Here is a 13,956-nt window from a genome sequence, read left to right on the forward strand (position 1 = left end):
AGAAACAAGATTTTCAAATCAAGGGGGTTTGTATATGGACAAAATTTTGTATGATTTGATGGATTGGGCAGGAATAGAAGAGATGGTTTACTCGGAAGCGAGGCATCCGGAAAATCTTCTGGGACAGCACATCGTGGAGGAAGGCCTGTTGGTTCAGGCGTTTATTCCGACTGCAGAATCAGTACAGGTTAAGATTACCTCTACAGGAAAGACGTACCCTATGGATATGGCTGACGATGAGGGGTTCTTTGCGGCCCTTATTCCGAGAAAGACAATGGTGGATTATAAATTGCTGATAACATACGATAATGGCACAGAGGCGGAGATCAATGATCCTTATGCATTCCCGCCGCAATTTACAGAGTCTGACCTGAAGAAATTTGCTTCAGGTATTAACTATCAGGTATATGAAAAGATGGGTGCCCACCCCATGACAGTCAACGGAGTTGCCGGCGTTTTGTTTGCCGTATGGGCGCCGTGCGCTATGCGTGTCAGCGTAGTGGGCGATTTTAATTTATGGGACGGAAGGCGTCACCAGATGAAGCTTCATGAAGGCTATGGGGTCTACGAGCTGTTTATTCCAGGTCTGAAGCAGGGCGATATCTATAAGTTTGAGATTAAAAAGATGAACGGTGATCCGATTTTAAAAGCGGATCCATATGCAAACTATGCGGAGCTCAGGCCGAATACAGCGTCTGTGATATGGGATATCAGCGGCTATCAGTGGTCCGACAGAGACTGGATGAAAGCCAGGGCTAAGACGGAATCCAAGAAAAAGCCTATGTCGATATATGAGCTTCACCTCGGTTCATGGAAACGGAAAGAAATTGCTCTCGACGAAAACGGGAAAGAGATCACCGGCTCTGAATTTTATAATTACCGGGAGATTGCGCCTGAACTGGCTGCATACGTAAAGGAAATGGGATATACTCATATCGAGCTTATGCCGATCATGGAGCATCCTCTGGATGCCTCATGGGGATATCAGGTGAGCGGATACTATGCGCCGACAAGCCGGTACGGAACGCCAGATGACTTTATGTACTTCATGGATTATATGCATCAGCAGGGAATCGGCGTAATCCTTGACTGGGTGCCGGCTCATTTCCCAAGAGATGCATGGGGGATGGCGGCTTTCGACGGTACATGTGCATATGAGCATAAAGACCCACGGAAGGGCTCGCATCCTCACTGGGGCACTTTAATCTATAATTACGGCCGTCCGGAGGTTGTGAACTTCCTGATTGCAAATGCGCTGTTCTGGGCTGAGAAATACCATGCAGACGGCATCCGCATGGATGCAGTTGCTTCTATGCTTTACCTGGATTACGGTAAGAATGACGGTGAGTGGGTAGCGAATATTTACGGCGGCCACGAAAATCTGGAAGCGGTGGAATTTTTGAAGCACTTAAATTCCATTTTTAAGAAGAGGAAAGACGGGGCGATTCTGATCGCGGAAGAATCCACGGCATGGCCAAAGATTACAGGCGATGTAAAAGAGAGCGGACTGGGCTTTGATTATAAATGGAATATGGGCTGGATGAATGATTTTCTTGGATATATGCAGTGCGATCCATATTTTAGGCGCCACCACTATGGGGAGCTGACATTCAGCCTCCTGTACGCTTACAGTGAAGACTTTATACTCGTATTTTCCCACGATGAAGTCGTTCATGGAAAAGGTTCCATGGCGTCCAAAATGCCGGGAACCGTACTGGAAGATAAGTATGCGAATCTGAGAGCGGCCTATGGATTTATGATGGGCCATCCAGGGAAGAAACTCCTGTTTATGGGACAGGAATTCGGACAGCTGGATGAATGGAATGAAAATGTAAGCCTGGAATGGGATCTTCTTCAGTACCCGCTCCATAAAGAAACGCAGGAATATGTTAAAACGCTCAATAAGCTGTATGCCTCTTACCCTGCGCTTTATGAAATGGACTACCATCCGGAAGGATTTGAATGGATTGAGAGCAACGACGCTCCGGAAAGTATCGTAGTTTTCTTGAGAAAGACGAGAAGAAGGGATGAGACACTTCTGATTGTATGTAATTTTGATACGGTTGCCCATGAGAAATTCAAAGTCGGAGTTCCTTTTGCCGGTAAGTATAAAGAGATTCTCAACAGCGATGCCAGGGAATTCGGCGGTCAGGGAAGGCTGAACGCAAGGGCAAAGGCTTCCAGAAAGGAAGAGGTGAATGAGCGTCCGAACTCCATTACGATCACGCTTCCTCCGTTGAGCGTCTGTATGTTTACGTGCACTCCGGATAAAACGGCGGCGCGAAAAGCGGCGGCCAGGAAAACGGCAGCTAAGAAAGCAGCTGTTAAGGAGGCAGTTTCTTCCGGTGCAGAATCTGTGAAGGAACCGGTGGGGAAAACGGCGGATGCAAAAGCCGCAGAGCCTGCTAAACGGACGGACTTAAGAGTCGTGGAGCCTGAAAAGAAGGCCGAGATGAGAGTCGTGGAGCCTAAGAAAAAAGCAGAGGTCCGTGTGGTCGAGCCAAAAAAGAAGGCTGAAGTCCGGGTAGTTGAACCAAGGAAAAAGGCTGAAGTAAAGGTGGTTGAGCCTAAGAAGAAGGCAGAACTGAGAGTCGTGGATTCAGAAAAGAAGGAGAAGACTTCCGGAAGAAGAACCACAGGAAAAGATCACAAATAGGTAAAATATAAAAATAAACGAAAAAGAATAACAGACAAGGCGGGATAGTGGAATGACAGAAGAACTGACCCCGAACATGCTGATGGATTTACTGAAAAGCTGGCAGCCCGGGTTGATTGAATTTGGAGTCAGGCTGTTGATTGCCGTGCTGATCGTCATAATCGGCTTTCGGATTGTTAAGATTGTCCGCAGAATGGCCGCCCGTTCGTTTGAAAGGATTGACATGGAACTGAGTCTGAGAAAGTTTCTGCTTTCTCTGATTCAGTTTCTGCTGTATGGAATTATCGTATTCATGGCGGCAGAAAAGGTTGGCATAAAATCGTCATCGATTATAGCAATTTTTGGATCTGCCGGCCTCGCTTTAGGTCTTGCGCTGCAGGGCAGTCTTTCTAACTTTGCGGGCGGTGTGCTGATACTCCTGATGCGGCCGTTTAAAGTAGGCGATTATATCGTATGTGATGAAGGAGAAGGGACTGTGTCCATGATCGGGCTGGTCTATACGACGCTTCAGACGGCGGATAACAAGCGGACGGTGATCCCGAACGGAAGCCTGTCTAATTCCCCTCTGACGAATGTGACTTCACAGGAAAAAAGACGTGTGGACATACGAGTGGGGATTGGATATTCATCAGATTTAAAGAAAGCAAAAGAAATCATGGGGAAAATATACCGGAACCATCCACTGGTACGCCAGGATGATCCGATTGATGTTTTTGTAGACGAACTGGCGGACAGCGCCGTAATGCTGGGCGGAAGAGGCTGGACGGATACGGAAAATTACTGGACGGTACGATGGGAAATTACAGAGGCCTTAAAGCTTGCATTCGATGAAGGCGGAATCGAGATTCCTTTCCAGCAGATGGATGTCCACATGATAGAAGAGAAAGAAAAGTAAAAACAGTTGCGCGCTTGAAACGTACGCAACTGTTTGCCGTGGCCGGGCCGAAGAGGTTAAGGCGGTTTTCGCCGGCTTTTATGAAGCGGAGAAACAGATGAAATAAAAAAAGAGGAGATAAAAAAAAATGCGGGAATGCGGAATTTTATTACCGATCTCCAGCCTTCCTTCCCGCTTTGGGATAGGATCATTTTCAAAAGAGGCGTACGAATTTGTCGATATTCTGGCAGAGGCAGGGCAGCAGTACTGGCAGATTCTCCCTCTTGGACCGACGGGATATGGAGACTCTCCATACCAGTCATTTGGTGCTTTTGCGGGTAATCCGTATTTTATAGATCTGGAGAGTCTTGTTGAAGAAGGACTTCTTACCAGCGATGAATGTAATTCCATGGATTTCGGGGATAATCCGAGATTCATTGATTTTGAGAAGGTATACGAGGCTCGTTTCCGTATTCTGCGGCTGGCGTTTGAACGTTGGAAAGTAAAGGGAAGCATCTCAGAAGAGGAATTGAGTGCAGAAACGGAAGAATACTGTTTCTATATGGCGGTTAAGAATCATTTTAAAGGGAAATGCTGGGCAGAGTGGGATGAAGATATCCGTGTCCGCAAACTTTCATCTGTTACAAGATATGAAAAGGAACTGGATGACGACGTCCGCTTTTATGAATTCCAGCAGCTTAAATTTCAGGAACAATGGAAGAAACTGAAGTCATACGCCAATAAAAAGGGGATTAAAATTATTGGAGACATACCGATTTATGTTGCATTTGACAGTGCAGACAGCTGGTTTCATCCAGAACTGTTCCAGTTTGATGAGGAACGTATGCCAATCGGCGTAGCAGGCTGTCCTCCGGATGGGTTCTCTGAAACAGGGCAGCTTTGGGGAAATCCTCTCTACAACTGGGAATACCACAGAAAGTCGGAATACAGCTGGTGGATTGAGCGGATGGCATACAGCTTTAAGCTGTATGATGTGGTTCGTGTCGATCATTTCCGTGGTTTTGATGAATATTATGCAATCCCATATGGAGAAGAGACGGCTGTTAACGGAAGATGGGAGAAAGGGCCGGGACTGGAACTGTTTGAAGTAATCAGGGAGAAACTGGGTCAGCTGAATATTATTGCGGAAGACCTGGCTTCCTTACGCCCAGTGTGTTGAAACTCGTGGAAGATACGGGATTTCCTGGTATGAAGGTGCTGGAATTTGCATTTTCAGCGGACGGACAGAGTACGTATCTGCCCTATCATTATAAAGAAAACTGTGTGGTGTATACAGGCACTCATGACAATGATACGCTTCAGAGCTGGTATGAAAACATGCCTTCCTGGGACAGAGACTTCTCCATCCGCTATCTGGGAAATGGGCGTACAGAACGAAAAGAAATTCATTGGGACTTCATCAGACTTGCAATGGCAAGTGTTGCGAAGCTGGCGGTAATCCCTATGCAGGATTACCTCGGTCTTGGAAGAGAGGCGAGAATGAACGAGCCGTCTACGTTGGGACTGAACTGGAAATGGAGGCTGCTTCCAGGGGAATTCACCCATGATCTGGCAGGAAGATGCCGTGACATGGCGTGGGTATTCGGCCGCTGCAGATAAGAGGAACAACAGCAGGATTAAGCCGTGCTGCCGGATTTGAACAATCTGCCGCCCTGCAACCAATTTTGGCTGCGGGGCGGTGTTTTTTGTATACAAGAGATTGTTGATTTACCAGAAACGTGATGATATAATAATTATCTGATAACCACACCAAGAATATGGTTCCTTACAGCCCCTCCTGTTGATAGAGGCTGGACAGACAGCCAAAAAATGAAAGCGGGGATTGGAGTGAAGAAGAAAAACAAAATATTGATTGCGGATGATTCGGAGATTAACCGCTCCATGTTAGCAGATATGCTTTCCGAAGAATACGAGATACTGGAGGCCGCGAACGGCCTGGAGGTAATTGCACAGCTCAACAGGTATCATTCGGAGATTTCACTGCTACTTCTGGATATTATTATGCCGGAGATGGATGGTTTCGAAGTGCTGGCGTCTATGAACAAGAGTGGTTTGATTGACAGCGTCCCTGTGATCATTATTTCGGCAGAAACCTCAGCCATTTATATAGACCACGCCTATGATCTGGGGGCTGTGGAATACATAAGCCGTCCTTTTGAAGAAAAAATGGTAAAGCGCCGTGTTAAGAATACGATTATTCTCTATTCCAAGCAGAAAATGCTGGAGAACATGGTTACGGAGCAGATTCTTGCAAAGGAAAAGAACAACAAGCTCATGGTCGATATACTCAGCAATATTGTGGAGTTTCGTAATGGAGAAAGCGGGCTTCATGTCCTGCATATCCGCGTTATGGCAGAAACACTGCTCAAACAGCTTGCAAAGATGACAGATCAGTATAATCTGACGCCGTCGCGCATTTCTCTGATTGCTAACGCATCCGCTCTTCATGATATCGGAAAGATATCGATTCCAGAAGAAATTCTCAATAAACCGGGAAAATTGACCGATGAAGAATATGAGACCATGAAAACGCACAGCGCAATCGGCGCACAGATGCTGGAGAATATTCCCTATTATCAGAATGAAGAACTGGTATTGGTCGCTCATGAGATCTGCCGATGGCATCATGAGAGGTACGACGGCGGCGGATATCCGGATGGCCTTGCAGGTGAACAGATTCCGATATCGGCCCAGGTAGTAGCTTTGGCCGATGTCTACGACGCTTTGACGAGTGAGCGTGTCTATAAGCCTCCGTATACTCACGAGAAATCGATCGAGATGATTTTAAACGGAGAGTGTGGCGCATTCAGTCCTCTTCTGCTTGAGTGCCTGGCGGAAGCAGCTCCGTTTCTGAAAAAAGAGATGAAAGTGCGCTCTGCCGGTGGAATTACCAAGACCGAATTCCAGGATATCACCAGGAGTCTGATTAAGAGCGGAAGTACTTCTAACCGGACGCTGGCACTGCTGGAACAGGAGAGGACGAAATACCAGTTTTTCGCCTCCATGTCCAAGGAGATTCAGTTTGAGTATGTTTATCATTCTGATATTATTACAATATCCGAATGGGGAGCTGCACAGCTTGGAATCAGCGAAATCATTGCCCGTCCCTTAGAATGCGGGGAATTTAAAAACTTGTTTTTTCGAGAAGACCTGATTGATCTGCTGGAACATCTGCGTGACGCCAGTCCCGACAATCCGATTGTGAGCGGTACGTACTGCCTCAATGTCCACGGGAGCCAGCGGTGGTACAAACTGGTAGCCCGGCCTTTGTGGATTGGAGAAGAAACAGAGGAGCTGACCGGTATTATCGGAAAATTTATTGATATTCACGAAGAACAGGTGGAACTGGACAGGTTGAAACAGATGGCAAGACATGATCCGCTTACCGGCCTGTACAACCGTGCTTATGCGCGAAAAGCGGCAGAGCTGGCTTTAAAAGATGGTAAAAATAAAAAATTTGCCATGCTGCTCTTTGATCTGGATTTCTTTAAGAATGCAAACGACCAGTACGGCCACCTGTTTGGAGACAGAGTACTCCAGGATGTAGCGCAGCGGGTAAAATGCGGAGTCAGGGATTCCGATATTGTAGCGAGAATCGGCGGAGATGAGTTCCTTATATTTATGGAATATAAGAGCAGCATTGATGTGCTGGTCGAACGCATTTTCCAGGCAATAAGCGGACAGTATCAGGATTTTGAAATTTCCGTCAGTATGGGAGTTGCGCTTTCTCCGGAAAACGGTACGGATTACAGAGAGCTGTTCCATCATTCCGATCAGGCTCTTTATGCGGCGAAACGCGACGGAAAACGGCATTTTTGTTTTTATGATGATTCCATGCAGAGCCTTCTTTCTGTGCTGTCTCCGGTAGATCAATGACAAAACGGCAGTCTGGTTTCAGAAGCTGGTATGATGACAGACCGTTATAACAGAAAAAGAGGGTATTCCTTTTTGGAATACCCTCCTTTGTATATAGATGCCGCAATTTTATAGATCAGTTTGAACTTTCCCCAGCAGAGCTTTCCGCACTTTCTCCACCGGCAGAGGAGGCTTCGGTATTTGCTTCGCTTTCCTCATGATCCTCCATGGTGTCGTCGGTAAGAACTTCCTTATCGCCTTCTTTGTGAGACTTGAACGTTGCCTGCATTTCATTGCCTGATAAGTCGGTAGCATGTACGACAAGTCCGTTGGAGTCCATGGCGAATGTGGCGGAATTTGTTACCTTATCGACGGAGATGGGATAGATCTGCTGATTCATGGAATCTACCGCATAAATTGACTGATAATCCAGGCCCGCCTGGCTATCTTCAAATGTTACCGTCAGAATTCCCTGGTCAATTGAAGAATCACTGACAGCAGGTGGGGCATCGTCCAGAATACTGATGTGTTCAAAGGTAGTTCTTGTCATTCCATTCATACCTTTCATCGTAACCTCCAGAGCGCCGTTCTTATGAATCGAAGCGGCATACTGGCGGGAACCTACTTTCTGAAGCTCCAGAACCTCTCCATCCATCGATGTGACCATCTCCGTTACGGGGATCAGCGATTTCTGAGTGATCGTTACAACGGTGCTCTGATAGTCGGTCGTTTCTCCTACACTGATTTCGAATCTGGGCCGGGAAGTGACCAGAAGAAACAAGATCGTATTAAAAATGATAAAGGGCAGTACATAGAAAAGCAGCACCCTCACAGTGTCGTTTGAATTTTTATGCTCATGCCTGTAAGGCCTGGTTTGTCTCATAAGTATCCTCCTGAAGTTTGTATGGTGATCAATTGCGTTTTGCGCTTTTAATAGCATATCAGAAAATGTTTCTTCTTACAAGTTATCGGCAGTAAATTTAATTTAATTGTAAGTATCCGCACCTCTTGTCCCAAACGAGGTATCTATGGTATAATGTCCGCAAGACGGACATTATACCTGCGCATACTGGTTTCTGCGCAAGCCGCAGAAAGCCAGGCGCTGGGATCCGCCGGAGGCACCATATACACGGAGAGGATATGGTATAATGTCCGCAAGACGGACATTATACCTGCGCATACTGGTTTCTGCGTAAGCCGCAGAAAGCCAGGCGCTGGGATCCGCCGGAGGTCTGTGGCCAAGAAGAAACAAAATGGATTCAAGGCACATGGAAAAAGGGGAACTGGATTCCCAATTGCGGAACAGGCAGATCGGAAAGCTGCCGTATTAATCCGGGAAAGGTCTGCAGATGATAGAAGAAGCAGTTGCGTTTGCAAAAAAGGCCCATGAGGGAATGGTGAGAAAAGGCACAATTGTACCCTATATTGTTCACCCGCTTGAAACAGCTATTATAGTTTCGCTTATTACCGATGATGAGGAGATGATCGCAGCAGCGCTCCTTCACGATGTTGTAGAAGATACGGAAGTAACGGGTGAAGAGATCCGCGCGCATTTTGGAGACAGGGTGGCGGAGCTGGTACTCGCAGAGAGCGAAGACAAGACAAAGACCTGGAGGGAAAGAAAGCAGGAGAAAGTCAGTCATATACGTACAGCTTGCCATGATATCAAAATTCTTACTCTCGGTGACAAACTTAGCAATATGAGGAGCACGGCCAGGGATTATCTGGCAATGGGCGAAGAAATATGGGAACGCTTTAATGAAAAGAAAAAATCGAGCCATGCCTGGTATTATTGGGAGATGGCAAGAGGGCTGGAAGAATTATCATCTTATCCTGCGTACCAGGAGTACGTAGAGCTTTGCAGACGGGTGTTCGGTGATTACAGGCAGTATTGACAGGAAGGAATAACACAAGGTACTGGCAGAGCCATGCAGAACTGCTGCATAAGCCAGAGCGTGCCGGCAGCAGTTTTTTCAATATTATTAAATTAAAATGGGAGCAGGTCTGCTCTTTCATTCAATTCTATTTCTCTAATATCTTTTTCAAATTCCAATTATTCTATTATGAAATTCCAATCCCTTTGATTGCTGACCATTCAATCTGGCTGTGCCTCTTTCATATCATTCGTATATCAAAGAAATTTCCCGAAGTATGTACGTTGACAACTGAATACGGGCTATGATCGCCGCTGCATATTATGCTGTATGAGAAATCTGGAGCCAGAGGACAAGCAGCACCGGATTAACGTTCCGGATGAGATTGAAGGAAGGAGATAAGAGAAAGAATGAAGAAAAGGAGAAAGGCATACATAAAAGTGTCAGTAGCCGTAGCATTCACAGTTTGTTTTATTCAGGTTCCCCAGGTACGGGCAGAGGTCTGCTCCGAAGTAGAGGATGAAATCGTTATCACATCTGAAACGGTATATGATATGGATCAGATGGATGATCCGGAATCAGTCTGGCATGGGGAAGATGGTACGGTATATAAGCTGAAATTCTGGGAGATTGAAGAGATGCAGGAAGAGGCCAGGCAGGAGAATATAAGAGAAACCGTATACTACCACGAGATTTCCGGTCCCGAAGAAGCAGACCTGTTCTACCCGGTCAGCGGGACGGATGAGAGAACAGGGAGAACGGTTACAGCAAAAGGACAGAGGGTACGGATGGATCCTGTCGGGGAACGGTGGATGGAGGGGGTGAAAGTCCCTCTGATCTGTTATCTGTGCAGAGATGAACGGAATCTGCCAGACGGAGAGCCTGTTATTTATAACGAGCTGGAGCCACCCGAAGAGGCGTGCCGTGAGATTCTGCGAAGACTTGGAATATCAGATGAGGACTATGAAATCAGCAGTATTACGTGGGAAGGGGAAGTGTTTAAAAGTTCGGACGGCTATCTTTGCCGGATGGTACAGGCAGAGGGCAGAAAACGGGTGAGGGATTATCAGGTAATATATGAGGGAACAGTGGTATATCCTGAAATACCATCCTACCGATTCCGGGCGGTATATGAACTGGAAAAAGAAGGACCAGAGACATCTGATGGGATAAAAACGGAAGAATCAGCGAACCAGGCCGAACGTGCAGAAGAACCGCCTCAGGAGTCTGGAACCGTCAGCCGGCCGGCAGTGGAGACGAATACCAGGCAGGATAAGAAAAAAGGGACAGTACGGTTTATAAAAGAGACGGTAAGCATTACCCTGGCGATGGGCGTTCCTCTTATTCTGTCCGCTGTTCTGCTGTGGGCGATTTCTTGCGCCAGCCATAAGAAAAAGTAGAAAAGAAAGTTTTTTTATGGTACAATATCCACACAGTGGGAGCGGTACAATGTCCGCAGAGCGGGCGCGCACCCGCGCAAGTGTAGGGAGGATTTTTCATGACAGCCTGTAAGACTTTGAAAATCGGCAGCAGACGATATCTTGGAAGTAAATATAAGCTTCTGCCATTTATTGAAAGAGTGGTGGAATCAGAGTGTAAGAATATCCATATTGTAGCTGATATTTTTTCAGGAACAGGTGTAGTGGCCTCCGCTTTTCCGGGAAAAAAGGTGATTACAAACGATATCCTGTACAGCAATTATATCTGTAATTTTGCATGGTTTGGTGCAGAGGGATATGACCCGGATAAGGTAATGGAAATCGTAGCCGGCTATAATTGTCTGGATACCGATGAAACTAATTATATGACAGAGAACTTTGCGAATACCTTTTTCAGCAGGAAGGACTGTGCGAAAATAGGTCATATCAGGGAAGATATAGAGAAAAAATATAAACAGGGAGAGATCAACGGCAGAGAGAGGGCGATTCTGATTACGGCGCTTTTATACGCTATGGATAAGATTGCCAATACATGCGGCCATTATGATGCCTACCGCAAGGGCGTGGAGTTCGAAAAGAGTCTGGAACTTGCCGTACCGCTCCCTGAAGTTCATAATAATGAAAACAACCGCTGCTTTAACCGCGATGCCAACGAACTGGTCCGGGAAATTGAAGCGGATATGGTTTACATTGATCCGCCTTATAATTCACGTCAGTACTGTGACACCTATCACTTACTGGAAAATGTGGCGAGATGGGAAAAACCGAAGGTGGAAGGCGTAGCCAGGAAAATGGACAGAACGGCCCTTAAGAGCGATTACTGTACATCCAATGCTGCCAAAGCATTTGAAGACCTTATCGAAAATATTCATTCCAGATATATCATGCTGTCCTATAACAATATGGCAGAGAAAGGGAATGATCGTTCCAATGCCAAGATATCGGATAAGGATATTATGAGGATACTGGGAAAAAAGGGAAAGGTAAAAGTTTTTTCAGAGGATTATAAAGCTTTTACTACAGGCAAATCTCAGATTGCTGGAAATAAGGAAAGGCTGTTTTTGTGTGAGTGCAGGCAGGAAAAAAAAGAAGTTATTCAGTCGCCTCTCAATTACATTGGGGGAAAATACAAGCTTCTTCCGCAGATTCTTCCGCTGTTTCCCAAAGATATGGAACTGTTTGTGGATCTGTTCTGCGGCGGCTGCAACGTGGGCATCAATGTGGACTGCAGCAGAGCCGTTTTCCACGACAGGGACGAACGGCTGATCGCATTGTATGAGACGTTCAAAAAGTTGGACGAGAAAGAAATATTCGATTATATCGGACGAACAATATCCCATTACTGCCTTTCAAAAACGGGCGAATATGGGTACGACAGGTACGGCTGCAACAGCAGCTCAGGACTGGGAAAATATAATAAGGAAAAATACCTGCAGTTAAGAGCGGATTTTAACTGCAAAACGCCGGAGGATGAGGACTATTATCTGATGATGTACGTTCTGATCCTGTTTTCCTTTAACAACCAGATTCGTTTTAATCAAGCGGGAGAGTTTAACCTTCCGGTAGGAAAGAGAGACTTTAATCCGAGGATGGAGAAGAAACTTTCTAAGTTTATTAAACGGATTCAGAATATGGATTATACATTTGTGAATGGAGATTTCAGGGATTTTGATCTGGACGGGCTGGACAAGGGCGGCTTTATCTATGCAGATCCTCCTTATCTGATCACATGCGCTACATATAATGAGAGGGACGGATGGGGAGACAAGGATGAACGGGCTTTGCTGGAATTCCTGGACAGGGCTGATCAGAGAGGTATCCGGTTTGCCCTGTCCAATGTGATGAAAAGCAAGGGGAAGAAAAATAAGATACTGATGGAGTGGGCGAAAGCGAATAAGGGACGTTACCGTGTCATTCATCTGGACTATAATTATGCCAATTCCAATTATCAGACAAGAAACAGAAGTACGGATGCCGATGAGGTTCTGATTGTCAATTATAAGCCTCCCAGGCGGAAAAAATCCTAATTTACCAGGGGAGCGATACGCATATGGCTTACGAGAATATTTCATATAAAAGTTATTGCTGGAGTCTGGGAACGACCAGCTTTCGTACGAAGAATTTCAGCCAGAATATTGAAAAACAGCTGGAATATCTTACTGAATTTTGGAAAGAAAAAGAAAATCAGGATCAGAAATGGAAAAAGAACAATGATCTGCAGAGCCGGTATCACGACTTTATAAAGGCGCGTGGGGTGGTGAGCGGTGAAGCGAAAAAATAAATCTAAGGATGCCAGGGAGACGACTTCCGGTCTGGTGGACATCGGGCTGATCTCAGACGAAAGGCTGCTGACGGAAGTTGGAAAAGTGCTGCTTGCTATCAGTAAGTCCGGAAGTTTTGCTCCTGATAATGTACTTCAGCTTCCAAAAGACAGCTATGTCTATTTTAAACAGCTTTTAAAGACGTCATGCAGTATGGACGGAAAGAATGTAAGGCCGTTTTTGGTCCTATCGTATCTTCTGGACAGGCTTGGAAACCTGACATTTGATGAATATACGTATCTGCTGCCGCTCTGTATAGATAAAGAAACCACCTTAAAGATTGCGGAATACATAGCTGGCTCCAGAAGCGGAGACGGCCGTCTGACCGATACGGCCGGTATCGATGATATGATACTGCGTGTGCTGATGAGCATGGATAATTACAGAAAGGCGGAAGCCCTTTTCCTTGAAAATGAAGTGGACCGGGAACTGCTGCGTACGGTGGGAATGAACAGAAAGAGCCGCTCATACGACGATGCATATGAACCGCTTTACAGAAAGCTTTATGAAGTCTGCTTTGAGGGAAAGATGAAATCGGCAGGAGAACTTTATAAAAGTACGACGTCATTCCAGAATAAAATCGGAGGCCAGTGGAGGCGTCTGCTGTTTGATACCACATCGGCAAAAGCCATTGAGAAGGATCCGGCCCGCCACGTGAAAAGGAATGGTTTCCAGGAGGCGGCCGACGAAAGGGAATTCAAATATTTGTTTTTCAGAACTATGCATCTGTTCAAGGCTAAATCAACGTTATCGGACTATCAGGATCTGAATAAACGGTATATTAAAAATTCGGATACCGTCCTGTTCGAGGATGGTATGGTTAAATTCGACATTGTACCAAAGCATTTTTTCCGGGGGCGGATGAGCCGGCTGTTTTCACCGGCATTTGAGAAAGCGGCAGTCGTCAGCCTCAACT

The 13,956-nt window shown here is 46.0% G+C and carries 9 protein-coding genes and 1 pseudogene; 9 read left to right on the forward strand and 1 reads right to left on the reverse strand.

All coding sequences use genetic code 11. The annotated features are described in order from the left end of the window. Positions 1–34 precede the first annotated feature (34 nt). The 4 genes and pseudogenes from glgB (at position 35) to DXA13_RS17565 (ending at position 7,427) form a co-directional block, all read left to right on the forward strand. Positions 35–2,656 carry a 1,4-alpha-glucan branching protein GlgB gene (glgB, locus tag DXA13_RS17550; RefSeq protein WP_118246370.1) on the forward strand — a complete coding sequence of 874 codons (2,622 nt, stop codon included), beginning with the start codon at positions 35–37 and terminating at the stop codon, positions 2,654–2,656. Between the two features lie 52 nt (positions 2,657–2,708). Further along, positions 2,709–3,551 (forward strand): mechanosensitive ion channel family protein, encoded by an 843-nt coding sequence (locus tag DXA13_RS17555; protein ID WP_118246371.1) that lies wholly within the window; start codon positions 2,709–2,711, stop codon positions 3,549–3,551. Positions 3,552–3,678: 127 nt separating this feature from the next. After that, positions 3,679–5,150 (forward strand): annotated as a pseudogene (gene malQ / locus DXA13_RS17560) (4-alpha-glucanotransferase). 228 nt (positions 5,151–5,378) lie between these two features. Beyond that, entirely contained in the window at positions 5,379–7,427 is a 2,049-nt protein-coding gene (locus DXA13_RS17565; protein WP_181995730.1) for a diguanylate cyclase, read from the forward strand. A gap of 115 nt (positions 7,428–7,542) precedes the next feature. On the opposite strand, the gene DXA13_RS17570 is transcribed toward DXA13_RS17565, so the two are convergent. Beyond that, the gene (locus DXA13_RS17570) at positions 7,543–8,289 is read right to left on the reverse strand and encodes a hypothetical protein (RefSeq protein ID WP_118246373.1); all 747 of its coding nucleotides are present in this window, start codon (positions 8,287–8,289) and stop codon (positions 7,543–7,545) included. Positions 8,290–8,755: 466 nt separating this feature from the next. Here DXA13_RS17570 and DXA13_RS17580 point away from each other — a divergent pair, with 466 nt between their 5' ends. From DXA13_RS17580 to DXA13_RS17600, 5 genes are all read left to right on the forward strand, one after another. Further along, positions 8,756–9,301 carry an HD domain-containing protein gene (locus tag DXA13_RS17580; protein ID WP_118246375.1) on the forward strand — a complete coding sequence of 182 codons (546 nt, stop codon included), beginning with the start codon at positions 8,756–8,758 and terminating at the stop codon, positions 9,299–9,301. Between the two features lie 389 nt (positions 9,302–9,690). Next, on the forward strand, positions 9,691–10,680 hold the full coding sequence (locus tag DXA13_RS17585; RefSeq protein WP_118246376.1) for a hypothetical protein: 990 nt from the start codon (positions 9,691–9,693) through the stop codon (positions 10,678–10,680). Between the two features lie 98 nt (positions 10,681–10,778). Next, positions 10,779–12,746 carry a Dam family site-specific DNA-(adenine-N6)-methyltransferase gene (locus DXA13_RS17590; protein WP_118246377.1) on the forward strand — a complete coding sequence of 656 codons (1,968 nt, stop codon included), beginning with the start codon at positions 10,779–10,781 and terminating at the stop codon, positions 12,744–12,746. 23 nt (positions 12,747–12,769) lie between these two features. Next, positions 12,770–13,000, forward strand: a complete 231-nt coding sequence (locus DXA13_RS17595; RefSeq protein ID WP_118246378.1) for a hypothetical protein — start codon at positions 12,770–12,772, stop codon at positions 12,998–13,000. Beyond that, a partial coding sequence (locus DXA13_RS17600) for an AlwI family type II restriction endonuclease (protein WP_118246379.1) occupies positions 12,984–13,956 on the forward strand: 973 nt, incomplete at its 3' end. The genes DXA13_RS17595 and DXA13_RS17600, both read left to right, overlap by 17 nt.

The organism is Clostridium sp. AM58-1XD, from assembly GCF_003464085.1.
In the GTDB taxonomy this organism is placed as follows: Bacteria; Bacillota; Clostridia; order Lachnospirales; family Lachnospiraceae; genus Lachnoclostridium_A.